General features: G+C 55.4%; 19 protein-coding genes. All 19 read left to right on the top strand.

What is annotated here, in order from left to right:
• Nucleotide 1: 1 nt before the first annotated feature.
• The 19 genes from SD425_RS25425 (at nucleotide 2) to SD425_RS25335 (ending at nucleotide 25,754) form a co-directional block, all read left to right on the top strand.
• Complete coding sequence (locus SD425_RS25425; protein ID WP_324673621.1) at nucleotides 2-1,738, top strand: RagB/SusD family nutrient uptake outer membrane protein; 1,737 nt, start codon at nucleotides 2-4, stop codon at nucleotides 1,736-1,738.
• Between the two features lie 47 nt (nucleotides 1,739-1,785).
• Complete coding sequence (locus SD425_RS25420) at nucleotides 1,786-3,444, top strand: polysaccharide lyase (protein WP_324673619.1); 1,659 nt, start codon at nucleotides 1,786-1,788, stop codon at nucleotides 3,442-3,444.
• A 496-nt stretch (nucleotides 3,445-3,940) separates the two neighbouring features.
• Complete coding sequence (locus SD425_RS25415; protein WP_324673617.1) at nucleotides 3,941-7,063, top strand: DUF6298 domain-containing protein; 3,123 nt, start codon at nucleotides 3,941-3,943, stop codon at nucleotides 7,061-7,063.
• Between the two features lie 15 nt (nucleotides 7,064-7,078).
• The gene (locus SD425_RS25410) at nucleotides 7,079-8,473 is read left to right on the top strand and encodes a glycoside hydrolase family 140 protein (protein ID WP_324673615.1); all 1,395 of its coding nucleotides are present in this window, start codon (nucleotides 7,079-7,081) and stop codon (nucleotides 8,471-8,473) included.
• Between the two features lie 128 nt (nucleotides 8,474-8,601).
• Nucleotides 8,602-9,573, top strand: a complete 972-nt coding sequence (locus tag SD425_RS25405; protein WP_324673613.1) for a glycoside hydrolase family 43 protein — start codon at nucleotides 8,602-8,604, stop codon at nucleotides 9,571-9,573.
• Nucleotides 9,570-11,444: a six-hairpin glycosidase gene (locus SD425_RS25400; RefSeq protein ID WP_324673611.1), complete on the top strand. Its 1,875-nt coding sequence runs from the start codon at nucleotides 9,570-9,572 to the stop codon at nucleotides 11,442-11,444. The genes SD425_RS25405 and SD425_RS25400 overlap by 4 nt, the downstream gene beginning before the upstream one ends.
• 91 nt (nucleotides 11,445-11,535) lie before the next feature.
• Entirely contained in the window at nucleotides 11,536-11,934 is a 399-nt protein-coding gene (locus tag SD425_RS25395; RefSeq protein ID WP_324673609.1) for an endonuclease domain-containing protein, read from the top strand.
• 97 nt (nucleotides 11,935-12,031) lie between these two features.
• Entirely contained in the window at nucleotides 12,032-14,851 is a 2,820-nt protein-coding gene (locus SD425_RS25390) for a glycoside hydrolase family 2 protein (RefSeq protein ID WP_324673606.1), read from the top strand.
• A 93-nt stretch (nucleotides 14,852-14,944) separates the two neighbouring features.
• Entirely contained in the window at nucleotides 14,945-15,295 is a 351-nt protein-coding gene (locus SD425_RS25385; protein WP_324673604.1) for a type II toxin-antitoxin system RelE/ParE family toxin, read from the top strand.
• Nucleotides 15,276-15,581, top strand: a complete 306-nt coding sequence (locus SD425_RS25380) for a helix-turn-helix transcriptional regulator (protein ID WP_324673602.1) — start codon at nucleotides 15,276-15,278, stop codon at nucleotides 15,579-15,581. Before SD425_RS25385 ends, SD425_RS25380 begins: the two co-directional genes overlap by 20 nt.
• Before the next feature lie 28 nt (nucleotides 15,582-15,609).
• The gene (locus SD425_RS25375) at nucleotides 15,610-15,783 is read left to right on the top strand and encodes a hypothetical protein (RefSeq protein ID WP_324673600.1); all 174 of its coding nucleotides are present in this window, start codon (nucleotides 15,610-15,612) and stop codon (nucleotides 15,781-15,783) included.
• 136 nt (nucleotides 15,784-15,919) lie between these two features.
• On the top strand, nucleotides 15,920-16,519 hold the full coding sequence (locus tag SD425_RS25370; protein ID WP_324673598.1) for a hypothetical protein: 600 nt from the start codon (nucleotides 15,920-15,922) through the stop codon (nucleotides 16,517-16,519).
• Nucleotides 16,520-16,703: 184 nt separating this feature from the next.
• Complete coding sequence (locus SD425_RS25365; protein WP_324673596.1) at nucleotides 16,704-17,519, top strand: SDR family oxidoreductase; 816 nt, start codon at nucleotides 16,704-16,706, stop codon at nucleotides 17,517-17,519.
• A gap of 296 nt (nucleotides 17,520-17,815) precedes the next feature.
• Nucleotides 17,816-18,718 carry a helix-turn-helix domain-containing protein gene (locus tag SD425_RS25360; RefSeq protein ID WP_324673594.1) on the top strand — a complete coding sequence of 301 codons (903 nt, stop codon included), beginning with the start codon at nucleotides 17,816-17,818 and terminating at the stop codon, nucleotides 18,716-18,718.
• 222 nt (nucleotides 18,719-18,940) lie between these two features.
• Entirely contained in the window at nucleotides 18,941-19,267 is a 327-nt protein-coding gene (locus tag SD425_RS25355) for a hypothetical protein (RefSeq protein WP_324673592.1), read from the top strand.
• Nucleotides 19,268-19,276: 9 nt separating this feature from the next.
• Nucleotides 19,277-19,717, top strand: coding sequence for a hypothetical protein (locus SD425_RS25350; protein ID WP_324673590.1), 441 nt, complete (start codon nucleotides 19,277-19,279; stop codon nucleotides 19,715-19,717).
• 363 nt (nucleotides 19,718-20,080) lie between these two features.
• Complete coding sequence (locus SD425_RS25345) at nucleotides 20,081-22,840, top strand: alpha-L-rhamnosidase (protein WP_324673587.1); 2,760 nt, start codon at nucleotides 20,081-20,083, stop codon at nucleotides 22,838-22,840.
• A gap of 208 nt (nucleotides 22,841-23,048) precedes the next feature.
• Nucleotides 23,049-24,185, top strand: a complete 1,137-nt coding sequence (locus SD425_RS25340; protein ID WP_324673585.1) for a sialidase family protein — start codon at nucleotides 23,049-23,051, stop codon at nucleotides 24,183-24,185.
• Nucleotides 24,186-24,356: 171 nt separating this feature from the next.
• Nucleotides 24,357-25,754 carry a DUF4974 domain-containing protein gene (locus tag SD425_RS25335; protein ID WP_324673583.1) on the top strand — a complete coding sequence of 466 codons (1,398 nt, stop codon included), beginning with the start codon at nucleotides 24,357-24,359 and terminating at the stop codon, nucleotides 25,752-25,754.
• Nucleotides 25,755-25,889 lie beyond the last annotated feature (135 nt).

Here is a 25,889-nt window from a genome sequence, read left to right as displayed (position 1 = left end):
CATGAACAAGAACATTCGTCTCCTGACTCTCGCGCTGCTTGGCCTAGCCACCACAGCTTGCGAAAAACAGCTGGAAGAGTATAACCCAAGTGGGGCAACGGCTGAGGCCGTGTTCACCACCCCCGAGGGGATAGAAACGGCCGTCAACGGTACCTATACCTACAACCGCACTATCTACGGTAAGGAATCCGGCTACGCCTTGCTGGAAATGGGCACCGATATCTGGACCAGCGCTGCTAGTAACGGCGCCACTTCCACCAACGGCGTAACGCCCCAGCCGTCGCTGATGACCTACCAAGGCCTGAATGCCGATAACGTGTGGGTGAAGAACAACCTGTGGCAACAGTGCTACGCCGGCATCAACCTCTGCAACCAGACCATGAAGTACATCGGCACGGCTAACGTGACGTCGGCTCGCCGGCCGTCGGCGGAAGCTGAAGTACGCTTCATGCGTGCCTGGTACTACTACCTGCTAGTAGAAAGCTTTGGGCCAGTTCCGCTCCAGCTGGAGCCTACTGAAGGCGTGGTAACCACCGCCACCCGCGCCTCCGTTGACGACGTGTATACGCAGGTGCTAAGCGACTTAGAGTTCTCACTGGTGAACCTCCCCGTGACGCTATCGGCTTACCCTGCTCCCGCTACCGCAAGTGACTACGGCCGCATTACCCGGCCCGCCGCCGAGGCCTTTGCGGCCAAGGTGTACCTCACCCGTGGCCAATACCAGCGCGCTGCTAACTACGCCCGCAAGGTAACCACTGGCTACACTGGCCAAGGCATTCGCCTGCTTACCAACTACGCTGACCTCTGGAATATAAATAACCAGCGCAATACGGAGGTGCTGTGGGCGGTGAACTACTCCACCAACCTGACCTTCAACGCGGGCAGCAACCTAGGTCACACCTTCTTTTTGATGGAGTACAACACGTTGCCCGGCATGACGCGCGACGTGGCTAACGGCTTCGCCAACGTGCGCTACATGCCCACGCGCTTCCTGCTAAACCTGTATAATGAGCAGAACGATAGTCGCTATGCTGCTTCCTTTAAGCAGGCGTGGCTAGCCAACAACAGCGCTACTATTCCAAAATGGTCGCAGGCCGAAGTAGGCCAGAACGCAGCCCTGGCTCCGTTGCTGAACCAGCCCAAATTCGCCGTGGGCGACACGGCCGTGCTGACTACCAAGCGCAGCATCCCGAACTTTCAGCAGCAGTACACCACGCGTTTCCGCTTCCGCACCTACGATATCGACGATATCTACAACGCCGACGGTACACCCAAAGATCGGTTCCACTACCCTTCTTTGCGGAAGTTCGATGACCCAACCCGTGCTTCTGCCACGGAAACGCAAAGCTCCCGCGATGTATTCATCCTGCGTGTTGGTGACATTGCCCTGATAGGAGCGGAAGCCCAAGTGCGCCTTGGTAAAGCCGACTCGGCTGCTTACTACGTGAACTTGGTGCGCACCCGCGCCGCCCTACCCGGCCGCACGGCAGCCATGCAGGTCACTGCTGCCCAGATGAATCTCGACTTCGTCCTCGACGAGCGGGCGCGAGAGCTAGCCGGTGAGCAAGTGCGCTGGCTCGACCTCAAGCGTACTGGCAAGCTGCTAGAGCGCGTGCGCAACTACAACCCCGACGCCAAGAACGACATCAAGGACTTTCACTTGCTGCGCCCCATTCCGCAGAGTGACATCGACGCGGTGACGAACAAAGGCGAGTTTATGCAAAATCCTGGTTACTAGCCTCTCCTAAGATCCAGCAATACGATAGTTGATTCCTCCGAAGTCCCATGAATAAGAACCTAGCTTTCTTGACTCTTCTCCTGGCTGCCGGTGCAACACGGCCTGCGTGGGCCCAGTACCCCACTATTCCGCCTGATGTGGAAGCCAAAGCCGAAGCTTACCTAGCCGAAGCCGAGAAGCATTCGGACGAGATGTGGGCGAAGGCGCTGCCAATCGTGGAAAAGGAAGCCAAAGCGGGTAAGCCGTTCATTCCTTGGGCAGCGAAACCATCCGACCTGCCGCAGTCAGAGCTGCTTGCTTTTCCGGGGGCTGAAGGTGGCGGTGCCCACTCATTCGGTGGTCGGGGCGGCAAGGTGTACGTCGTGACGACCCTCGCCGACAGCGGCCCTGGTAGCTTGCGCGAAGCCTGCGAACAAGGTGGCGCCCGCATCGTGGTGTTCAACGTGGCGGGTATCATCAAGCTAAAAAGCCCCATTATCATTCGGGCGCCTTATATCACCATTGCCGGCCAAACGGCGCCCGGCGACGGGGTGTGCGTGGCCAACGAGTCGGTCTGGATCAATACCCACGATGTGGTGGTGCGCTACCTGCGTTTCCGCCGCGGGGCTACTGAAGTGGGCCGGCGTGATGATGCCTTGGGCGGCAACCCCGTGGGCAACATTATGATCGACCACGTATCGGCTTCATGGGGCTTGGATGAGAACATGTCGATGTACCGGCACGTGTACCACAACCCCGAAACCGGTAAGGCCGACAAGCTACCGACGGTGAACGTAACCATTCAGAACTCCATCTTCTCGGAGGCGCTCGACTACTACAACCATGCCTTCGGCAGCACCATCGGAGGGCTAAACAGCACCTTCATGCGAAACCTGTGGGCCAACAACATTGCCCGCAACCCCTCGGTGGGTATGTACGGTGACTTCGGCTTTGCGAACAACGTGGTGTTCAACTGGTGGAACCGTTCGGCCGACGGCGGCGACAACAAGTCGGAGTACAACTTCGTGAACAACTACTACAAGCCTGGCCCCATCACGCCGATGGATAAACCCATCAGCTACCGCATCCTCAAGCCCGAAAGTAGTCGCGATAAGGAGTTGAAAGGTGTGTTCGGCAAAGCCTACGTGGCCGGTAACATCGTGGAAGGCAACGAGAAGGTTACCAAGGATAACTGGGCCGGCGGCGTGCAGCTCGAAGATGTGGCTGAGCCGGAGAAAATCCTGGCCGGTATCCGCACCGACAAGCCCTTGCCCATGCCGAACGTAACGGTCATTCCGGCGCAAGAGGCCTACCAGTACGTGCTAGCCAACGCAGGCGCCACCCTACCCAAGCGTGACGCTGTTGACGCCCGCATTGTGGAGGATGTGCGCACCGGCAAAATCACCTACGCCAAGGATGCCAAGCCCTACGCCAAGAGCCCTTATATCAAACGTCGCTTGCCGGAAGATTCTTACAAGCAAGGTATTATCACCGATCCGCAGCAAGTAGGTGGCTATCCCACTTACCAAGGCAAGCCCTACACGGACACCGACAAAGACGGCATGCCCGACGAGTGGGAGAAGAAGCACGGCCTCAATCCCAAAGACGCCACCGACGCTACCAAAGACCGCGACAAAGACGGCTACAGCAACATCGAAGAATTCCTGAACAGCGCAGTAGAAATCCAAAAAGTGAAACCCGCCCCACAAGGTCAGCGCAAGTCATAACATGGAGTAAAGCTAGAGCTATGTAGCTAGTTCCCCTCCTTTTTTCAAGGAGGGGTACCCGGAGGGCGGGGTGGTTAAGATCGTTGAACGACTAGCTAGCTTTAGATTTCTAGTTGTAGTCTAACCACCTCCAACCCCTCCTTAAAAAAGGAGGGGAGCTTCTAACTCTAGCTTAGCTTCTTACTAGCAGTGAATTGAAAGTGAAAAAGTGATTTATACCTGTGTACTATAAGCTATTACTGAAGGAAATGTGTCGTGTTGGGTCGGCTAACGAAGGAAGACGCAAGCTAAGCAGCTCTTTTGCTTCGAAGTGGGACTCGAAGTGAAGGAGATGCTTCGGCCGGCTCAGCATGACACACTTTCCTGTTCTTGAACGAACTCAAAGGCAAAACGACTACCCAGAACAGAAAACCGAACATTGATTTTGATAGCCTATCGTCCGCTTTCCGTATCTGGTAGAACGAGTCTGCCTCTTCAGCTAATTACTTGGCTAGTAATGGGGTGCCTAGCTTTGCCTAGCTCGGTGCAGGCCCAAAAGCCGAAAATTGTCAAGCCACTACCACCGCTTTCGGTCAGCAAAGAAGACAAGCTGGTGTACGTGCCCGACGAGAAAGGCAACCGCATTCCGGACTTCTCTTACTGCGGCTACGCGGCCAGCGAAAAGGCCATTCCGGATGCGCCCGTTCGCATCTTGGTGCCCCTAAAACAAGGCGACGCCACCCAACGCATCCAAGCCGCCCTCGACTATGTCGCCACGCTACCAGCTAGCCGCGACGGTATTCGCGGCGCGGTGCTATTAGAAAAGGGCACATATGAGCTAGCCGGCGGCTTGCAGATCAAAGCCTCCGGCGTGGTGTTGCGCGGCAGCGGCAGCGGCGAAGCTGGTACCATCTTGCTCGGTAGCGGCCTGAATCGCGAAACCCTCATCCGCGTCCTAGGTAAGAACGACCGTAAGCTTGACGCCGAAGTGGCCGTGGCCGATACCTACGTGCCGGTAAACGCCACGAAAATTCGCGTGGCCAAAGCTGGTGCCTTCAAAGCCGGCGACCAGGTGCTGGTGCACCGCCCCACAACCAAGGAGTGGCTGCAAGAGCTAGGTACTTTAGAGTTTGGCGGCGGCATCTCAGCCCTCGGTTGGAAGCCCGGTACCCGCGAGCAAGATTGGGACCGGCAAGTAGTAGCCGTGGAAGGTGACGTGCTGACCCTCGATGCCCCGCTTACTACTGCCCTCGACGCCATCTACGGCGGCGGCACCGTGCGCACGTACCACTGGCCAAGCCGCATTACGCAAGTAGGCGTCGAAAACCTACGTTGCCGTTCCACCTTCGACGTCAAGAACCCCAAAGACGAGGCGCATCGCTGGATGGCTGTTACGTTGGAAAACGTAGCCGATGCCTGGGTGCGCCAAGTGGTGTTTGAGCATTTTGCTGGCTCCGCCGTAGCCGCTTTCGAAACGGCTAAGCGCGTGACGGTAGAAGACTGCAAGAACCTAGCTCCCGTGTCGGAAATAGGTGGGCAGCGTCGCAACGCATTCTATACCAACGGACAACAAACGCTTTTCCAGCGTCTCTACTCCGAGCACGGCTACCATGATTTTGCCGTGGGCTACGCCGCTGCGGGACCGAATGCCTTTGTGCAAGGGCAAACATACGAGTCGCTGAGCTTCAGCGGCGCTATTGACAGTTGGGCCACTGGTGTACTGTTTGATGTGGTGAACATCGACGGCAACGCCCTGAGCTACGCCAACCGCGGCCAAGATGGACAGGGCGCTGGCTGGTGCGCCGCGAATAGTGTATTCTGGCAATGCACTGCCGCCCGCATCGACTGCTTTCAACCCCCTACGGCCCAGAACTGGGCCTTTGGCAGTTGGGCGCAGTTTCAGGGCAATGGCTACTGGGGTGAGTCGAACAACAGCATTCAGCCACGTAGCCTCTACTACGCGCAGCTAGCCGAGCGCCTAGGCAAGAGCATGGCGGTGAAGCCGCACGTGATGCCGGTGCAAACCGAAGCCTCCAGCAGCCCGAGCGTGAAAGTGGCGAATGAGCTGACGGCCAACTCGACGCAACCCGCCCCGCAGCTTACCAACTGGATTACCCAAGCCAGCCAGCGCCAGCCAATTCCGGTGGCCGCGGGTGGGGCCAAAACCATTGATCAAGTAAAAACAAAGTCCTCGGCCAGCCAGCCGTCGGCGGCGCCTATGCGCGTCGTTAACGGCTGGCTGGTGCGGGGCACCAACCTTGTGACTGGCAGCCGCCAAGATGTGCCGTGGTGGAACAGCAGCGTGCGGCCCGAGGTGTTGAAGTCGGCCGGTGAAGCCATTACGCGTTATGTGCCCGGTCGCACCGGCCGCGGCCACACCGACGACCTAGCTCAGCTGACTGACTCTATGCTCAGCCGCCACCAAGTGGGTATCGAGCAGAACTACGCCCTCTGGTACGAGCGTCGCCGCGACGACCACGAGCGGGTGCGTCGCCTCGATGGCGACGTGTGGCCACCCTTCTACGAAGTACCCTTTGCCCGCAGCGGCCAGGAAACTGCCTGGGATGGCCTGAGCAAGTACGACCTCACCAAATACAATCCGTGGTATTGGGGCCGTCTACGCCAATTTGCCGACCTAGCCGATCAGAAAGGTTTGGTGCTTATTCACCAGAACTACTTCCAGCACAACATCATCGAGGCCGGCGCGCACTACGCCGATTTCACTTGGCGCCCCGTCAACAACATCAACAACACCGGCTTCCCCGAGCCGCCCCCGTATGCCGGCGACAAGCGCATCTTCATGGCCGAGCAGTTCTACGACATCAACCATCCGGTACGTCGTGCATTGCACCGGGCCTACATTCGGCAGTGCCTCAACAACTTCACTGAGAACAATGGCGTCATTCAGCTGATCGGGGCGGAATTTACGGGTCCATTGCATTTCGTGCAGTTCTGGCTCGATACCATCAAAGAGTGGGAGCAGGAAACCGGTAAGAAAGCCCTCGTCGGCCTGAGCACGACCAAGGACGTGCAAGACGCCATTCTAGCCGATCCGGCCCGCGCCGCCGTTGTCGACATCATCGACATTCGCTACTGGCACTACCAAGCCGACGGCACCGCCTACGCCCCCCTCGGCGGGCAGAACCTGGCTCCGCGCCAGCACGCCCGCTTGCTCAAGCCGAAAGCTAGCTCCTTCGACCAAGTGTACCGCGCCGTGCACGAGTACCGCCAGCGCTACCCCGAAAAGGCCGTTATATACTCCGGTGATGGGGCTGATAAGTTTGGCTGGGCCGTGCTGATGGCGGGTGGCTCGCTGCCCGATGTGCCCGCCGTGCAAGATCCTAGGTTCTTGGCGTCGGCGGCTGCCATGCCGGTCATAGCGCAGCCCACAGAACAGCCGGAGAATACGGCCAAACAGTTTGCCCTAGCTAGCCCCGGCAAGTCTTACATCCAGTACTGCGACGCTGCCGTGCCGGCCCAACTTGATTTGAGCAAGACGTCGGGCTCGTTCCGGGTGCATTGGCTTGATGCAAAAGATGGACACCTTATCGGGAAAGAGCAGAAAGTGAAGGGCGGTAAAGCCTTGGAATTGAAGAACCCGCAAGCCTCGCCTGCTATCCTGTGGGTGGAACATGCATAGTTTTCTCGTAAACAGATGTTTATAAAAGCGCGTACCCCTTTTCTACTTCTCCTGATTTCCCTGCTGGCGGCTTGGACGCCGGTGGAGCCCACCGGCAAACTGAAGGTGTCAGCCAACGGCCGGTACCTGACGACGGAGAGCGGCAAACCGTTCTTCTGGCTGGGCGATACCGGTTGGCTGCTGTTCAACAAGCTTAAGCGCGAGGAAGCCGAAACCTACCTAGAAGACCGCCGCAAAAAGGGCTTCAACGTTATTCAGGTGATGGTGCTGCACCAAGTACCGGCCGTAAACGTGTACGGCGACTCCGCCCTGGTGCGCGCTGACATAGCTCGGCCCCTAACTACCCAAGGCAACACCGCCACCGACCCCGCGCAGTACGACTTCTGGGACCATGTCGACTACATCGTGGACCTAGCTGCCAAGAAAGGCCTCTACATGGGCATGGTGCCGGTGTGGGGCACCAATGTGAAAAACGGCAAGGTGACCCAAAAACAAGCCAAGACCTACGCCACTTTTCTGGCTGAACGCTACCGGAACTGCCCCAATATCATCTGGCTCAACGGCGGCGACATTGCCGGCTCCGACTCAATGCAGGTTTGGAACACCATCGGCACGACGTTGAAAGCCAACGATCCGAACCACCTGGTAACCTACCACCCACGCGGCCGCACGCAGTCGTCAGACTGGTTTCATCAAGCCAAGTGGTTGGATTTCAACATGTACCAATCGGGGCACCAGCGTTACGAACAGGATACCTCACGGAAGGAAAAGAACCACTACGGCCCTGACAACTGGCGCTATCAGCAAGCCGACTACAAACTGACGCCAACTAAACCTAGCCTCGACGGCGAGCCTTCCTACGAAGGCATCCCGCACGGCCTTCACGACATTACCCAACCCCGCTGGACCGATGCCGACGTGCGTCGCTACGGCTATTGGTCGGTGTTCGCGGGTGCGTTTGGTTACACCTATGGCCAAAACTCGGTGATGCAGATGCACAGCAGCTTCGATAAAGGCAGCGCTTACGGCTCGAAAGAACTGTGGTCGTCGGCCATCAACGCGCCGGGCTCTGCACAGATGCAGTACCTAAAGCAGCTGATGCTCTCCCGTCCTTATTTCGACCGGGTGCCGGACCAATCGTTGATTGCCGGCGACGCAGGCCAGAAGTATGACCGACTGGTAGCCACACGCGGTAAGAACTACGCCTTCATCTACACCTATAATGGCCGAAACATGAAGGTGAACCTAGGTAAGATCGCCGGCACCAAGGTGAAAGCCGCCTGGTTCAGCCCCCGCGACGGCAAGACCACCGCCATCGGTACGTTCCCCAACAAAGGCACGCAGGAGTTCAACCCACCCGCGGACAAGAAGGACGGGAATGATTGGGTGCTGATTCTAGATTCAGTGTAGAGACACATACTTGTGTCTCTACACTGAATCTAGAATCAGCGCAGCTAACGACAACATTAGAACGACCCAGCGTAGGAATATACAAACATCAGCAACGATTGAGACACAAGTATGTGTCTCTACTTCAAATGACTACACCTAGCCTCCTGCGCTGCTTGCCCTTCCTGCTCAGTGGAACTCTGCTGGCGTCCTGCTCCAAAGACGTGTACCTATTCACGTCGTTTCACGAGCCGGCCAACGAAGGCTTGCGCTTGCTCTACAGCTACGACGGCTACAAGTGGCAGGACCTAGGTCGCACCTTTCTCACCCCGCAAGCTGGCCCAAGCAAGCTAATGCGCGACCCCTCCATCACGCAGGGTCCCGATGGCACCTACCACCTCGTCTGGACTTGCGGCTGGAAGGGCGACAAAGGTTTCGGCTATGCTAGCTCCAAAGATCTGATTCACTGGTCGGAGCAGCGCTTTGTCGATGTGATGAGCCACGAGCCCACCACCGTAAACGTATGGGCGCCCGAGATTTTTTACGACAAGCCCACTGATCAATACCTCATCGTGTGGGCCTCGACTATTCCATTCCGTTTCCCGAAAGGGCAGGAGGACGAAGACAACAACCACCGTCTCTACTACACCACCACGAAGAATTTCCAATCCTTCACGCCTGCCAAGCTCTACCTAGACCCTGGTTTCAGCGCCATCGATTCGGAGGTGCTCCAGCGCGGCCCCGGCGACTACGTGCTGGTCGTGAAGGACAACACCCGGCCTGAGCGCGATATCAAGGTGGCCTTTGGCCCCACGGCCCTAGGTCCGTTCCCGAACGTGTCGAAGCCCTTCACAGCTAACTTCACCGAAGGCCCGAGCGTGGCTAAACTGCCGCATGGCGAGTGGCTGATCTACTACGACGCCTACCGCGAGAAGAAGTACGGCGCCATGAAAACCGCCGATTTCAAAACGTTCACCGACGCCTCGGTGCAAGTGAGCGTGCCGGTGGGGCACAAGCACGGCACCATCTTCATGGCCCCGCGCAAAACTCTGAAGAAACTACAGCAAGAATCGGCAGCCGCTCCGGCCCCGAGCGCCACCTCAAGCAGCGTAAAACCATGAATAAGCTAGCTGGCCAACTTACAAGTACCGCGCTGCTAGGTCTGCTCGGCCTAGGTACGGCGCACGCCCAAGAAACCATCCGTTACACCGGCACAACGCTCAGCAACGTGGACTACCACCACGGGCAGCTACGGCCGGTGATTGGCGTTCATAATCAGCAGGTACTGCGCGCCGACCGCGAGCACCCGACCGCTGCCAATGGCGAGGGCTGGACGTATAATCACGCCCCCATGCTGGCTTACTGGAACAATCAGTTTTACCTGCAATACCTGAGTAACCCGGTGGGGGAGCACGTGCCGCCGGGGCGCACCCTGCTCATGACCTCTAAGGACGGCCATTCTTGGAGTAATCCGGAGGTGATTTTCCCGCCCTACAAAATTCCGGACGGTGTCACGAAGCCCGACCAGCCAGGCAAAGTCGCCAAGAACCTCGATGCGGTGATGCATCAGCGCGTAGGCTTTTACGTGTCGAAGAAAAACCGCCTGCTCACCCTAGGGTACTACGGCATTGCCCTCGACGCCAAAGACGACCCGAACGACGGGCAGGGAATAGGGCGCGTGGTGCGCGAAGTGCTGCCGGGCGGCAAGTACGGCCCTATCTACTTTCTGCGCTACAACAAAACCTGGGACCAATCGAAGTCGACCTATCCGTTCTACAAAAAGAGCAAGGACAAAGGCTTCGTAGCGGCCTGCGAGGAAATCTTGGCGAACCCGCTGATGATGCAGCAGATGGTGGAAGAGCAGGACAAAGACGATCCTCTCATTCCCATTCACAAAGACTACAAAGCCTTCAGCTACTACCACTTGCCCGATAATCGGGTGGTGGGTCTGTGGAAGCACGCCCTGACGACCATCAGCCCCGACGGGGGCAAGAGCTGGCCGAACCCGGTTATTCGGGCGCCGCACTTCGTGAACAGTAACGCCAAAATCTGGGGACAGCGCACGTCTGATGGCCACTACGCCACGGTGTACAACCCATCCGAATTCCGGTGGCCGCTGGCCGTTTCGCCCAGCGAAAATGGCCTCGATTACACTGATTTGTGGCTAGTACACGGCGAGATTTCGCCTATGCGCTACGGCGGCAACTACAAGTCGTACGGCCCGCAGTATGTGCGCGGCATTCAGGAAGGCGACGGCACGCCGCCCGATAAAAGCATGTGGGTGACCTACAGCATGAACAAGGAGGACATCTGGATTTCCTCGGTGCCGGTGCCCATGCGCGTAAAAACAGACACACCGGCGAATGAGGTATTTGCCCAAATGCCCGCCGGCCAGGAGCTAGCTAACTGGAACACTTACAGCCTCGTGCAGGCTCCCGTCGGCATCGACAAGCTACCCGACGGCTCGAAGGGGCTGGTGCTGAAGGACTCCGATAAGTTCGACTACGGCACCGCCGAGCGGATCATCCCAGAAGCCAAGAACATGGTAGCGGAGTTCTCCATCATCCCCGCGCAGAACGATAAAGGCCTGCTTCAAATTGAGTTTCAGGACGGTAAAGGCCTGCCCGCCGTGCAGCTCTCCTTCGACTCGACTGGCACGTTGATTTATAAAGCCGGCGCCCGCTTTAAAGGCGTGACCAAGTACCAGGCCGGTCAACAATACGACCTACGCGTGACGCTCGATGCCCCCAACCGCACCTGTACGGTAGCGGTGAATGGTGGCAAAGTCAGCACGTTCATCTTCTATGCCCCGGTACCTTCCTTCGAGCGCATCCTGTTCCGCACCGGCGAAGCCCGCCACTACCCAACCCCCGACACCCCCGCCGACCGCGACACCGACCTTCCACACACTGGAGAGTCGGAGCCGCTTGCGGCGTTTTACCTGAAGTCGTTGAAGACGAGTGCTTTGACGGAGACAGCTAAAATGCCCTAACGTGCGCCTCACCCCCCGGCCCCCTCTCCGAAAAGGAGAGGGGGAGCCACGGCGGCGCGACTTGTTTTTAGCTTGTTCATTTTGTGATAGGATGGAACCGACTGCTTTTTATCTGCCGCAAGACAAGGTCTTCACTGCTGATAAAAAGCAGTACAGCAAGCTCAACCTAAAGGAGCGAGCCAGAGGAATGCGCCACGAGCCAACAGCTGCTGAAGAAAAGCTCTGGCAACAGCTGAGAGGTGGTCAGCTAGGTGTGAAGTTCCGTCGGCAACATAGCATCGACCGCTACATCGTAGACTTTGTCTGTCTCTCGCATAAGTTGATAATAGAGTTAGACGGAACCGGACATGCAGAACCCGATCAAGCTGATTATGACCGCGGCCGTTCCGCTCTACTAGAGGAGCTAGGCTACCGCATCTTACGCTTCCCCAACGAGCAAGCCCTCAACCAAACAGAAGCAGTTCTCACTGCCATCAAAACCAATCTATAGAATTAACTCAGTTAGTCCCACTTACCATCACCGTCGTCAGGCGCCCCCTCTCCTTTTCGGAGAGGGGGCCGGGGGGTGAGGCGCCCACCAGAACAACATGCCCAGATTCCTACTCATTCTCCTGCTTCTTCTGCCCCTAGGCCTCCACGCCCAGACCACCGAAACCCAGTACCTCTCCGGCACCGACAAAGACCACACGATGAAGTGGAAGTTCTTCTGCACGGCCGGGCGCAACTCCGGCAAGTGGACCACCATCGCGGTGCCTTCTAACTGGGAGCTGCAAGGCTTCGGCAAGTACAACTACGGCCACGACAAAGACACGGCGCGCGGCAAGGAGAAGGGTTTGTACAAGTACTCCTTCAAGGTACCTGCCAATTGGCAGGGTAAGACGATCAACATCGTCTTCGAAGGCGCCATGACCGATACCGAGGTAAAGATCAACGGGCAGTCGGCGGGGCTGATGCACCAAGGCTCATACTACCGCTTTAAGTACGACATCAGCAAGCTGGTGAAGTACGGCAAAACTAACCTGCTCGAAGCCACCGTCGCCAAGCACTCCGCCAACGAATCGGTGAACGGCGCCGAGCGGCGCGGCGACTTCTGGATCTTCGGCGGCATCTTCCGGCCGGTGTACTTAGAGGCCTTGCCACCCCAGCACATTGAGCGTATTACGCTTGATGCCAAAGCCGACGGCAGCTTTAAATCCGACGTGTACCTAGGTGCCAGCACCAGCGCTGATGAGGTAGTGGGCCAGTTGTACACCCTTGATGGTCAGAAGGCTGGTCAGGAGTTCAAAAGTGCCGTGACTGGCGGCAACGCTACCGTGCACCTCGAAACAACGCTACCTAGCCCTCGCCTCTGGACGTCTGAAACGCCCAACCTCTACCGCGTGGTGATGACCTTGCGCCAAGGCGGCAAAGCGGTGCATACCGTCAATAAGAAGTTTGGCTTCCGGACGGTGGAGCTGCGCGAGCGAGAAGGCTTCTACGTGAACGGCACCAAGATCAAGTTCAAGGGCGTGTGCCGGCACTCGTTCTGGCCTAGCTCGGGTCGCACTATGAGCAAGGCGTTGAGCATCGCCGACGTGAACATGATGAAGGACATGAACATGAACGCCGTGCGCATGTCGCACTACCCGCCCGACGAGCACTTCCTGGAAGCATGCGACTCCCTCGGTTTGTTTGTGCTCGACGAAGTGGCCGGCTGGCACGCCGCCTACGACACCCAAGTGGGCACCAAGCTGACCGAAGAAATGGTGAAGCGTGACCAAACCCACCCGAGCATTGTGGTGTGGGTGAACGGCAACGAGGGCGGTCACAACTTCGACCTCGACCCCGTGCTCGACCGCATGGACATGCAGAAGCGCCCCGTGATCCACGCCTGGCAGGTGTTCCGCGGTACCGATACCCAGCACTACATAAACTACGACTACGGCAACGGCACTCACCTGCAAGGCCACAACATCGTATTCCCGACGGAGTTTCTGCACGGCCTCTACGACGGCGGCCACGGTGCTGGCTTGCAAGACTACTGGGAGCAGATGTGGCGTGAGCCGCTATCAGCCGGCGGCTTCCTTTGGGACTTCGCCGACGCTGCCGTGGTCCGCACCGACAAAGGCGGTGTCCTCGACGTTGACGGCGACCACGCTCCCGACGGCGTCGTGGGGCCCTACCACGAGAAGGAGGGAAGCTACTACACCATCAAGGAAGTATGGAGCCCCGTGTTCTTCGAGCGCCGCGAAATCACGCCCGCCTTCGATGGCACGTTCCGGGTCCAAAACCGCTACCATTACCTCAACCTCAACCAGTGCCGCTTCACCTGGAAGCTAGCCCAGCTACCTAGCCCCGGCAGCAAGGCGGCGCCCGTCACCAAAACCGGTACCATCACCGCACCGAGCATCGCGCCCACCGAGTTTGGCCCACTCAAGCTGAATCTGCCTGCCGACTGGCAGCAGCAGGACGTCCTCTACATCACGGCTACTGACCCCGCCGGGCGCGAAATCTACACCTGGAGCTGGCCCATTGCCCATCCGGCTCAGGTAGCCCAGCGCCTCGTGAGCATGCAGGGCGGCAGCGCGGCCACGGTGTCGGAGAACGATTCGCTCTACACAGCGTCGGCCAACGGTATCACGCTCACCTTCAGCCGCAAAACGGGTCTGCTGCGGCAGGTGCGCAACGCCAAGGGCATCATTCCGCTGAGCCACGGCCCGGTACTAGCCGACGGCGAAACCGCCTTCGAGGGCCTGAGCCAGCGTCAGGAAGGGCAAAATGTGGTTATTGAATCGAAGTTTGGGAAGGCGAGCCGCTACCAATCGTTGCAGTGGACGGTGTATCCCTCCGGCTGGGTGAAGATGACGGCCAAGTACTTCCCCAAAGACTATGATTTCCAGCTGGCCGGCCTGAGCTTCAATTACCCCGAAAAGGAAGTAAAAGGCATCCAGTGGCGCGGCGACGGTCCGTACCGCGTGTGGAAAGACCGCCTGAAAGGCACCAACCTAGGGGTGTGGTCCAAAGATTACAACAACACCAGCACCGGCGAGCCCGACGGCACCAAGTCCCCCGTGTACCCCGAGTTCAAGGGCTACTACTCCAACTTCTACTGGCTCACGCTCCAGACCACCGGCCAGCCGCTCACCATCCTCTGCGACCAGGAAGACGTGTACCTGCGCCTGTTCACGCCCCGCTTCGGCGCCAAGCCCTACAACACGGCCCCGCCCTTCCCCAGTGGCAATCTGTCCTTCATGCACGGCATCCCGCCCATCGGCACCAAGTCGCAGAAAGCCGAAAACATGGGCCCCATGGGTCGCGCCAACATGTACTACGACTACAGCAAAGACCCCTCTTACGCCAAGGAGCTAACCTTGTACTTCGACTTCTCCGGCAAGCAGACGCAAATACCAACAGTGGGGCAGCGGTAAGGAGAAAACCTAGCTTTCCTAGGCTTAGCAGGCACAAGCTTTATGAATTAACACAAAAGTTGCACTTATGGGCAACTTTTGTAGTTTTGGGAAGTGAGCAACAGTCAGAAACACCGGACCATTATCTTTTACAAAGACTACTTTGAACAGTTCTTTGTACGTCAGCAGGATAAGGTGAAAGCCAAGATCATCTGGACGCTTGAACTGCTTGAAGAAGTAGAAAGAGTGCCCGCAACCTACCTCAAGCACCTGGAAGGAACGGATGGCTTGTATGAAATACGCGTGCAAACGGGCAGTAATATTTTCCGAATCTTCTGCTTTTTCGACGCTGGCAAGTTGGTTGTCTTAGCTAATGGATTTCAGAAGAAGACTCAGAAGACGCCTAAGTCGGAAATTGAGAAAGCATTGAAAATCAAGCAAGAATATGAAAGTGAAAAACAGTAACGTAACTACCCTGAGCGATTTCAAGGACAAGCACTACGGCAAACGTGGTTCGGCCAAGCGGGAGGAACTGGAAGCTGGCTATGAGAGCTTTAAGCTAGGTGCCTTATTACATGAAGCTAGGTTAGAGAAAGGCCTGACGCAAGAAGAGCTAGCGGAGAAGGTCGGCACCACAAAATCGTATATCTCGAAGATTGAGAACGATGTAAAAGAGGTACGTCTATCTACTCTGCAAAAGATAGTGGAGGTAGGATTGGGCGGGCATATTTCGCTGGCAATCAAGTTCTAGATTAGTTCGCCAGAATAATGCGTTGGTTTTGCTGATTATACCCATCGGCACCAAGTCGCAGAAAGCCGAAAACATGGGCCCCATGGGTCGCGCCAACATGTACTACGACTACAGCAAAGACCCCTCCTACGCCAAAGAGCTAACCTTGTACTTCGACTTCTCCGGCAAGCAGACGCAAACACCAACAGTGGGGCAGCGATAGGGGAGGGCACCTAGCTTTGTAATAAAATAGCAGCGGGTAGTAAGCCGATTGAGGTTTGCTACCCGCTGCTTATTTGAGTAGTAAAGCCAAATACTAATAGATATATTTCACAGATAGCCCTTACAATGAAACGCTGATGAGAATACTGTCATTTATAAAAAGACTCAGTAAAAGTAAAGCTGTTCCAGTACCTGTTGACCCTAATGGATATTTACCTTCGTTTTGGGAAGATGATTATTGCCAAATCGAGATAGTGCCATGGGAAAATAAGGAATTCATAGAGGAGCAGATAAGACGAACAAATAACTCGACGGTAAAGCTAAGGGATGAACATGGTTTTACTAAGATATTCGAAAGATCATCTATGCCCATAACAAGCCTTTCAAAAGAATTCAGAATTGACTATTGGGAGAATGCTTTAGTAGGTTTTGGCTTTATTAAAGCCAAATACATCAGGTATGATTCAGGTGAAATTATTGATTGTAAAAAATCAAATACTAAAGCTTATGGTTTTACAAACTTTACCATTTTCTTCGATATTGAAGATGAATTTGTAAAAAATATATGGCTTTCAATTGGGGTACTTGATTCGGCAAAGCAATTTGAAACGATAAAATTAGCTTTATACTGCTTAGGGGAGGAATACGAATTTATACTCATAGACTGGAATAGTTTGGAGCTGATTGACTTAAGAAATAGAGTAAAGATTGATAAGTACTTGATGGCATATTGGTGATAACATAGCACAACTGTATGCGGCAGCAACTTGACGAGAGTCTACTGAAGCAACTCGGAGATGCCTAGCTCTTACGCACCACGCTACCAAAACCACCAAACGTATAAGCACCCAGTAGAAACATATAAGCCCGCCGCGGCCGGGCGCCGGACCTTTGCCTTGTTCATTCACAACAGAAAAGACAATGGCAAAGACCGTGTTGATTACCGGGGCTTCCTCCGGTTTCGGGAAAGAAACCGCCAAGTTGTTTCAGCAAAACGGCTGGAATGTAGTAGCAACCATGCGCGCCCCGGAAAAGGAAGATGAGCTAACCAAGCTAGAGAACGTGTTGGTCGCGCACCTAGATGTGCAGGACCTAGCGTCCATCCAACGAGCTGTTAAAGCAGGAGCGGAGCAGTTCGGCGGCATCAATGCGCTGGTGAACAACGCAGGATATGGATTAATGGGCGTTTTTGAGTCGGCCAGTCGCGAGCAGATTCAGAAGCAGTATGCCGTGAATGTGTTCGGCCTGATGGATGTAACACAAGCCGTGCTGCCGTATCTGCGGGCCAATGGCGGCGGAACCATCATCAACATCTCTTCTTTCGGCGGCGTGGTGGCCCTGCCGTTTGGCAGCCTCTACAACAGCACCAAGTTCGCCGTGGAAGGCTTCTCCGAATCGTTGTCGCACGAGCTGGCGAAGCTGAATATTGCCGTGAAAATCGTGGAGCCCGGCGGCGTGCATACCAACTTCCGCGACGGCCTAGAAATCATCAAAAACGACGTGGCTGAATACAACCCCTTGATGGCTGGGTTCTTCCAGCGCTACGCCCAGCCAACGGAGCACCTAGCCAATGCCACCGCCGCAGACGTGGCTAGCACTATCTACCAAGCCGCCACCGACGGCAAAGCCCAATTGCGCTACGTGGTAGGTGAGGACGCGCAGTTTTATATCGGCGCGAAAAAGGAAAACAGCGAAGAGGACTTCGTGAAACTAGTCCGCGACTGGTTTATTAATTAAGTACCTGTGGACAGTGATGCTTGTTGAAGTCATTCCGCATCTTTGAACGTCATGCTGAGCTTGCCGAAGCATCTCTACCGCTTCGTTGCGGACGTCCGAACGATGTAGAGACGCGACACTTCGCGTCTCTTCGTTGAACGACTCACTTAGAATAACCTATCTAAACAACATCGGCAACGACCAGACGCAAAGTGTTGCGTCTCTACAATCGGTAGGCGAAGCGATAGAGATGTTTCGACTAGCTCAGCATGACGTTCTTTATTATACAATCAATAACCGCCGGAAAATTATCCGCTATGCAAGCCAAGTATATCGATATCAATTCTATCAGCGAGTTGCACCACCTATATGGCTTGCCAAAACCCAAGCACCCGCTCGTGTCGTTGTTCGACCTGACGCAGCTAAACCGCAGCAGCCTGGAAGCAGACGGTATTTACCGGCTAGGTTTTTACAGCATCTATTACAAGAAATTCACCGGCGCTTTGAAATACGGTAAGGCGTATTATGATTTCAACGAAGGCCCGCTGATGTTTACCGCTCCCGGCCAGGTAATAACGCCAAGCCCCGACCTTCAAATAGAAGAAGGCTGGGGCTTAGTATTTCACCCGGATTTATTAAATAGAACGGAGCTAGGTAGAAAAATAACTAGCTACTCGTTTTTTCACTACGATGCAAACGAAGCCTTGCACATATCCGAAGAGGAGAAGCTAATTATTGAAGGCTGCGTTGAAAATATTAAAAGAGAATATTCGCAGAATATCGACCAGCACACACAAAGCCTGATTCAGAATAATATCGAGCTGTTGCTTAATTACTGCGACCGGTTCTACAACCGGCAGTTTCTAACTAGAGCCAACGTAAGCAACGATTTGGTGCAGCGTTTCGAGAAGCTGCTGAAAGCGTATTTTGCCCAGGAAACGCTGATCGAAGCTGGCTTGCCGGATGTGAAGTTCTTTGCTGCCGCCCTGCACCTGTCGCCGCACTACTTGTCGGACTTGCTGAAGCGCTACACCGGCAAGACCACCCAGGAGCACATCCACCTGCACCTGACCGACAAAGCCAAAGCGCTGTTGTGGAGCACCGAAAAGTCAATCAGTGAAATTGCGTATGACCTAGGTTTTGAACATCCCTCGCATTTCACCAAGATCTTCAAGACGAAGACAGGGAAATCGCCGACGGAGTACCGGTATCTGAACTGAAGGAGCGGTGTGTCTGAAAGCTTTTGACACGTAGGCACTAGGGAGCAGAAACGTACTACGACTCAGCATAGGCCCTTCGTACGTCAAGGAACTGACCTTATGCTTATCGAGTTGAAAATTGTTGCTTATGTAAATGACAAAAAACTTGTTTCTGAATCGTAGAAAAATTATAATAACGGCTGTTATGAATAGGGGAGGTAAATGCATCCTAATGAAAAAGCTATGGAAAATAACATTGACCTTATTAGTGAGCAAATAGATGCTGTTCAACAAGAGGTATTGCTGATAAGATTTATTTTTGCATTAGCTAATTCTATTGCTTTGATATTTATTGGCTTTGTTCTGGGTAGAATGCTTTCCAATACAGATACAAGTGATGAAGCGTATAATACTTTCTTGCAAGCTGCCGCGGCGTTGTTTGCTCCATACTTAACTATAATTTCTCAAGGTTTTTGCTATCCAAAAATACGTAAATTAAATTCTTTGATGCATCTGCGTTGGAAAAGTGAGATAGATGATTATGAAATTGAAATGTTGTACGATAAATAATGTCAAGTTATGACGAATGATTTTTTTTCTCGTTTAAATTCAGTTATTGATAAAACTAAACTTCTTCTAAGTGAATATGCGGGTATAGGAAATAAATCAAATGATAATCCTCGTATTATAGAAGTTATAAACGAGTTGGATAGTGTTAAGCATGAAATTGACAAGAATAGTTATCTTATTAATAAGAATAAAGAAATAACTAAAAACAACTTGTTGTATAATAGGTTGAATACGCTTATATCAATAGTTCCCACGGCAATAACAATGTGTTTGATATTAGGAGTTTATTATTATTCAAATTTAGATAGAAGCTCGTTAAATGTACAGAAGGTTAAGCAGGGTGCCGAAATTAAAAAGCTAAATAGTAGAATTGATTCACTGAAGTCAATACTAAATCAGTATAAGACACCTAAAAGAAGTTTAGCCATAAGCCAGTGGCAATTCAAATGATTATGGCATTAGGAGAGATAGGATAAACTCAGATTGTTAATAAATGTATTTGCTTATTCGCTGTAGTCTAAATTAGTGTTGCTCTACAAAGCGTCTTATTTTAATAATGCCTATGACATTACTAAAAAAGGCGGGCGCACCCTAACTCTACTACAGTAAAGGCACCAGCCAACCACCAAAAAGGACCCAAGCCGCTCAGAATGCATAAATCGTGAAGGTTTGTGCTAATATCCTAGAATGATTCGGCGGGAAAATTTGCGAACTATGGAGCGCTTAAAAGTGCATTCCACGAACCTCCGGCGCACGCCTGCCAATCGGCTGGTTTTCTGCTCGTAAGAGTGGAGCTAGGGGTGAGGCCGCTGTATGAACTACAAACTCCTGCTTTCTCTCTTCGCGGCAATCCTGCTGTCGGCTTTCCGAGTGACGGCGCCCACTGGCGTGGCGCTGCAAAACCTGCGGTGTGAGCTGCTGACCAACCCCAAAGGCATCGACGCCACCGCACCCCGGCTGAGCTGGGAACTGACCGGCTCGGAGCGCGGCATCGAGCAAACGGCGTATCAGGTGCTGGTCGCCTCCACGCCCGAGAAGCTAGCCGCTGACCAGGGCGACTTGTGGGATTCGGGGAAGGTAACTTCTTCGCAATCGGTGCACGTGGCCTACGCAGGCGCGCCGCTCAAAAGCCGTCGGCAGTGCTACTGGAAGGTAAAGACCTGGACGAACAAGGGCGAAAGCGCCTGGAGCCCCGCCAATTCCTGGAGCATGGGCCTGCTGAACTACCTCGACTGGAAAGGCCGCTGGATCGGCTTCGACCACCCGTTTGCCTGGGATAAGGAAGAGTCGCACGCCCGGCTCTCGGCCCGCTACTACCGCAAGGAGTTCACCGCCGCCAAGCCCATCAAGCAGGCTACGGCCTACATCGTCGGGCTAGGTCTGTACGAGCTGTACCTGAACGGGCAGAAGGTGGGCGACCAGGTGCTGGCGCCCGCCCCCACCGACTACACCCGCAACGTGAAGTACAACACCTTCGACGTGACCTCCCTGCTCAAGCAAGGCCCCAATGCCCTAGGTGCCGCGCTCGGCAACGGCCGCTTCTATGCCATGCGGCAGAACTACAAGCCCTACAAAATCAAGACGTTTGGCTACCCCAAGATGCTGATGCAGCTAGAAGTAACCTACGCCGACGGCAGCACCGACGTCATCAAGACCGACGAAACCTGGAAGGGCACCGCCGACGGTCCCATCCGCACCAACAACGAGTACGACGGTGAAGAGTACGACGCCACCAAGGAAATGTCCGGCTGGAGCACCGCCGGCTTCAACGACAAAAGCTGGCTGAAAGCGGAGCTAGTGCAGGAGCCCGGCGGCGCCTTCGAGGCCCAGATGAACGACAACATGAAGGTGATGGAGACGCGCAAACCGGCGTCCATCACCCGCCTGAAGCCCAACGTGTATATCCTCGACATGGGCCAGAACATGGTGGGCTGGCTGCGGATGCGCACCACCGGCAAGCGCGGCGACAAAGTGACCCTGCGCTTTGCTGAAACCTTGCAAAAAAGCGGCGAGCTGTACGTGGCCAACCTGCGCGACGCCCGCGTAACCGACGTGTACACCCTGCGCGGCGGTGGCCCCGAAACCTGGGAGCCGACCTTCGTCTTTCACGGCTTCCGCTACGTGGAGGTCACGGGCTTCCCCGGCACGCCCATGGTGCAAGACTTCGACGGCCGCGTGGTGTACGACGACATCCAGACCACCGGCGAGTTCACGACTTCGGACCCGACTATTAATCAGGTGTATAAGAATGCCTACTGGGGCATTCGGGGCAACTACAAGGGCATGCCCATCGACTGCCCGCAGCGCAACGAACGCCAGCCCTGGCTCGGCGACCGGACGACCGGCGCCTACGGGGAGAGCTTCGTGTTCGACAACAGCCGCCTCTACGCCAAGTGGGTCGACGACATTGCCAACGCCCAGAAGGCCGACGGCAGCATCCCCGACGTGGCCCCCACCTTCTGGCGTTACTACGGCGACAACGTGACCTGGCCCGGCACCTACCTCACCGTCGCCGACATGCTCTACACCCAGTACGGCGACAGCAAACCCATTGAGAAACACTACGATTCGATGAAGAAGTGGCTGGCCTACATGGACGCCAACTACATGACCTCGGACTACATCGTGACCAAGGACAAGTATGGCGACTGGTGCGTGCCGCCTGAATCGGAGAAGCTGATTCACTCCCAGGACCCCGCCCGCAACACCGACGGCGTGCTCATTGCCAGCAGCACCTACTACCAGATGCTCAACCTGATGCAGCGCTTCGCCACCATCGTCGGCAAGCCGCAGGATGCGCAGGAATACGCCGCCCTAGGTGCCAAAATCAAGGAGAGCTTCAACAAGAAATTCCTGAACGCGGAAAGCTGCCAGTACAGCAACAACACCGTCACAGCCAACCTCTTGCCTCTCGCCTACGGCATGGTGCGGGAGCAAGATCAGGCCAAGGTGTTCCAGAACATTGCCGACAAGATTCTGGTCGAGAACAAAGGCCACATCAGCACCGGCGTTATTGGTACGCAGTGGCTCATGCGCGGCCTGACCACCCACGGTCGCCCCGACATTGCCTATAAGCTAGCCACCAACCGCGACTATCCGAGCTGGGGCTACATGGCCGCCAACGGCGCCACCACCATCTGGGAGCTGTGGAACGGTAACACCGCCGACCCCGCCATGAACTCCCAAAACCACGTGATGCTGCTCGGCGACTTGCTGATCTGGTACTACGAAAACCTAGCCGGCATCAAGTCGACCCCCGGCGCCCCCGGCTTCAAGCAACTGGAAATGAAGCCCGCCCTCATCGACGGTCTGACCTCTACGCAAGCCTCCTACCGCTCCGTGCACGGCCTGATCCGCAGCAGTTGGAAGCGCGATGCCAAGCGCTTCACCTGGAATATCTCGGTGCCCGGCAACACGAAAGCGCTGGTCTACCTCCCCGCCAAATCGGAAAAAGACGTGCGGGAAGGCGGCAAGAAAGCCGAGTCCGCCCCCGGCGTAAAGTTCGTGCGCATGGAAGAGGAGAGGGCCGTGTTTGAAGTAGGCTCGGGGGATTATGCTTTTGAGGTGAAATGAAAGCTAGGTCGCAAACAACAGTATCAAAGACTCAAATAAAGAACGTCATGCTGAGCGAAGCGGAGCGTAGTCGAAGCATCTCGCTCGCTTCGTTGTGGTGCTAACCCCAGTCAGTAAGAAGTTACCATTGCAACGACCGCACGCGAGATGCTTCGACTACGCTCCGCTTCGCTCAGCATGACGTTTTAAGTATTTACACAGTAGACGAATGAAAAAAGCCCTTTTCCTCCTGTTGCTCGGCTGCTCTGCTAGCCTCGGCAACGTGCAGGCGCAACTTAAGACTTGGCAGAAAGGTCTGGTAGTCGACGAGTTTATCTTCGAGAAAGCACCGTTCCCCGAGAGCCACGCCGCGACCATCGTGGAAACGCCGAAGGGTCTTGTCGCCGCGTGGTTTGGGGGCACGAAAGAACGCAACCCCGACGTCGGTATTTGGGTGAGCCGCCAGGAAAACGGCAAATGGACCGCCCCGGTAGAAGTAGCCAACGGCATCGTAAACGAGACGCTGCGCTACCCAACCTGGAACCCCGTGCTTTACCAAGTGCCTAATGGCGACTTGCTGCTGTTCTACAAAATCGGTCCGAAGCCGTCGGAATGGAAAGGCTGGATACGCACTTCCAAGGACAACGGCTTGACATGGTCGGCCGGGGAAGCACTACCGGAGGGCTTTATCGGGCCGGTGAAGAACAAGCCAGTGCTGCTCAGCAACGGCACGCTGCTCAGCCCGACTAGTACTGAGGGCGAAGGTGGTTGGAAAGTGCACTTCGAAGCCTCAACGGACAAGGGCAAAACTTGGTCGATGATCGGCCCGGTTGACAACGGTCAGACGCAAGGTGCCATCCAACCTAGCATCCTCACCTACAAAGACGGCCGCCTGCAAGCCCTCTGCCGCAGCCGCGACCGGGCCATCCTAGAAACATGGTCGACGGACCAGGGCAAAACCTGGTCGCCGCTGGCGAAAACCACGCTGCCCAACAACAACTCCGGCACCGACGCCGTGACCCTAGCTGATGGGCGGCAACTGCTGGTGTACAACCACGTGCTGCCGCCCGGCACCCTAGCCAAAGGCCCACGCACACCGCTGAACGTAGCCGTGTCGAAAGATGGTAAAACTTGGTATGCCGCCGCCATTTTGGAAGACTCGCCGATCAGTCAGTACTCATATCCGTCTGTCATTCAGACGAAAGATGGCTTGGTGCATTTCATCTACACTTGGCGGCGTCAGCGGATTAAACACGCGGTGCTCGATCCGAAGAAGATGAAGCTGGTGAAGATCGAGAACGGTGTGTGGCCGACCATCAAAGGCTATAAGCCACCACAAGGCTCTGCCGAGATTACCAAGGATTGAACGATGTAGCGCGAAGCTCCCGCTTCGCGCCTCGTTGAACGATATGCCAGCACGATGACCTAGACTGTGTCGTTCAACGACACGCGAAGCGGGAACTTCGCGCTACATCGTTCAACGCCGCGGACTACAGAGTCCGCGCTACAACCTAGCCGACTTTCAAACCACCCTACGATGTCTAAGAAGCTTCTTCTGTTTATTGGTGCTAGCCTGCTTCGCCTTAGTGCTTTCGCCCAAAACTCGGACGATCAGTACCAAATGCCGCTCAAAACGGTGCTGGATGAAATTCAGCAGCGCTACAACGTGAAGATCAAGTACTCACCCGATATGGTGAAGGACAAGTCCTTGACCTACGCCGAGTGGCGCTACCGCCCGGATGTGGACGAGACCCTGCGCAACGTGTTGTCGCCATTCGACCTCCAGGTGACCTCATCCGGTGACAAGTCGTACAAGCTGAAGACCTTTCAGTATCACCTCAAAACACCCGAGGAAGGCAAGGAGCAGCTAGCGTATCTCTCAACACTATACCACGATCAGGCTACTTGGGAGAAGCGCAAAGCCGAGCTGCGCAGCTGCATGTGGCAGGCGTTGCGGCTCTCGCCCATGCCCGCTAAGCCCAGCAGCAAGCCCATCATCACCAACAAACGGCAGTACGACGGCTATACCGTCGAGAACCTAGCTATTGAAACGCTGCCTGGACTCTACGTGACCGGTTCACTGTATAAGCCTTTGAAGCCCAAGGGCAAAGTGCCCGTCATCATCAGCCCGGATGGGCACTTTGGCGACGGACGCTACCGGGCGGATGCGCAGTATCGGTGCGCGACCCTAGCTCGCATGGGCGCCATGGTGTACAGCTATGACTTGTTTGCCTGGGGCGAATCGTTGCTTCAATTCAAAGGTGAAGACCACCACCGCAGCATCGCCATGACGGTGCAGGCGCTGAACGGCGAACGGTCGTTGGATTACCTGTTGTCGTTGAAAGACGCTGACAAAAACCGTGTGGCCATCACCGGTGGCTCGGGTGGCGGCAGCCAAACTATGCTGCTCACGGCACTGGATGACCGTATCAAAGTGAGCGTGCCTGTGGTGATGCTCTCGACCTACCACAGCGGCGGCTGCCCCTGCGAAAGCGGCATGCCGGTGCACCTCTGCGGCGGCGGCACCAACAACGCCGAAATAGCTGCCATGGCGGCCCCAAGGCCCCTACTCGCCATAACAGATGGCGGCGACTGGACCGCCCAAACGCCCGAAACCGCTTACCCCTTCGTGCAGAATATCTACGGCTTCTATGGCAAAGCGGACCTAGCCAAGAACGTTCACCTGCCCAAAGAAGGCCACGACTACGGCCTTTCCAAGCGCCAAGCCATGTACGAGTTCATGGCCAAGAACCTAGGCCTAAACCTAGCTGCCGCCGAGGACAACACGGGCAAGCTCAACGAGTCGAAGGTGATCATTGAGAAGGAAGAAGCGCAGCGGGTATTCGGTAAAAACGGCGAGCTGCTGCCGGCTAATGCTATCAAAGGGTTTGACACGTTGCAGGCGGTGTTCAACAAGTCGGTGGCTCATCAATAGGCTTCTTGTATATAAAAGAACGTCATGCTGAGCTGGCCGAAGCATCTCGCGTGCTTCGTTGCAGACGCCAGAACGATGTAGAGACGCAATATTTTGCGTCTCGGCGTTGAACGACCCACCTAGAACAATCCACAT

The sequence above is a fragment of the Hymenobacter sp. GOD-10R genome (assembly GCF_035609205.1).
In the GTDB taxonomy this organism is placed as follows: domain Bacteria; phylum Bacteroidota; class Bacteroidia; order Cytophagales; family Hymenobacteraceae; genus Hymenobacter.
This window is presented reverse-complemented; position numbering and strand designations above follow the sequence as displayed.

Bases quoted from the DNA above. Each gene is read 5' to 3' on its own strand.
- SD425_RS25425 (WP_324673621.1), top strand. From the start codon at position 2: ATGAACAAGAACATTCGTCTCCTGACTCTCGCGCTGCTTGGCCTAGCC.
- SD425_RS25420 (WP_324673619.1), top strand. From the start codon at position 1,786: ATGAATAAGAACCTAGCTTTCTTGACTCTTCTCCTGGCTGCCGGTGCA.
- SD425_RS25415 (WP_324673617.1), top strand. From the start codon at position 3,941: ATGGGGTGCCTAGCTTTGCCTAGCTCGGTGCAGGCCCAAAAGCCGAAA.
- SD425_RS25410 (WP_324673615.1), top strand. From the start codon at position 7,079: ATGTTTATAAAAGCGCGTACCCCTTTTCTACTTCTCCTGATTTCCCTG.
- SD425_RS25405 (WP_324673613.1), top strand. From the start codon at position 8,602: ATGACTACACCTAGCCTCCTGCGCTGCTTGCCCTTCCTGCTCAGTGGA.
- SD425_RS25400 (WP_324673611.1), top strand. From the start codon at position 9,570: ATGAATAAGCTAGCTGGCCAACTTACAAGTACCGCGCTGCTAGGTCTG.
- SD425_RS25395 (WP_324673609.1), top strand. From the start codon at position 11,536: ATGGAACCGACTGCTTTTTATCTGCCGCAAGACAAGGTCTTCACTGCT.
- SD425_RS25390 (WP_324673606.1), top strand. From the start codon at position 12,032: ATGCCCAGATTCCTACTCATTCTCCTGCTTCTTCTGCCCCTAGGCCTC.
- SD425_RS25380 (WP_324673602.1), top strand. From the start codon at position 15,276: ATGAAAGTGAAAAACAGTAACGTAACTACCCTGAGCGATTTCAAGGAC.
- SD425_RS25370 (WP_324673598.1), top strand. From the start codon at position 15,920: ATGAGAATACTGTCATTTATAAAAAGACTCAGTAAAAGTAAAGCTGTT.
- SD425_RS25365 (WP_324673596.1), top strand. From the start codon at position 16,704: ATGGCAAAGACCGTGTTGATTACCGGGGCTTCCTCCGGTTTCGGGAAA.
- SD425_RS25360 (WP_324673594.1), top strand. From the start codon at position 17,816: ATGCAAGCCAAGTATATCGATATCAATTCTATCAGCGAGTTGCACCAC.
- SD425_RS25355 (WP_324673592.1), top strand. From the start codon at position 18,941: ATGGAAAATAACATTGACCTTATTAGTGAGCAAATAGATGCTGTTCAA.
- SD425_RS25350 (WP_324673590.1), top strand. From the start codon at position 19,277: ATGACGAATGATTTTTTTTCTCGTTTAAATTCAGTTATTGATAAAACT.
- SD425_RS25345 (WP_324673587.1), top strand. From the start codon at position 20,081: ATGAACTACAAACTCCTGCTTTCTCTCTTCGCGGCAATCCTGCTGTCG.
- SD425_RS25340 (WP_324673585.1), top strand. From the start codon at position 23,049: ATGAAAAAAGCCCTTTTCCTCCTGTTGCTCGGCTGCTCTGCTAGCCTC.
- SD425_RS25335 (WP_324673583.1), top strand. From the start codon at position 24,357: ATGTCTAAGAAGCTTCTTCTGTTTATTGGTGCTAGCCTGCTTCGCCTT.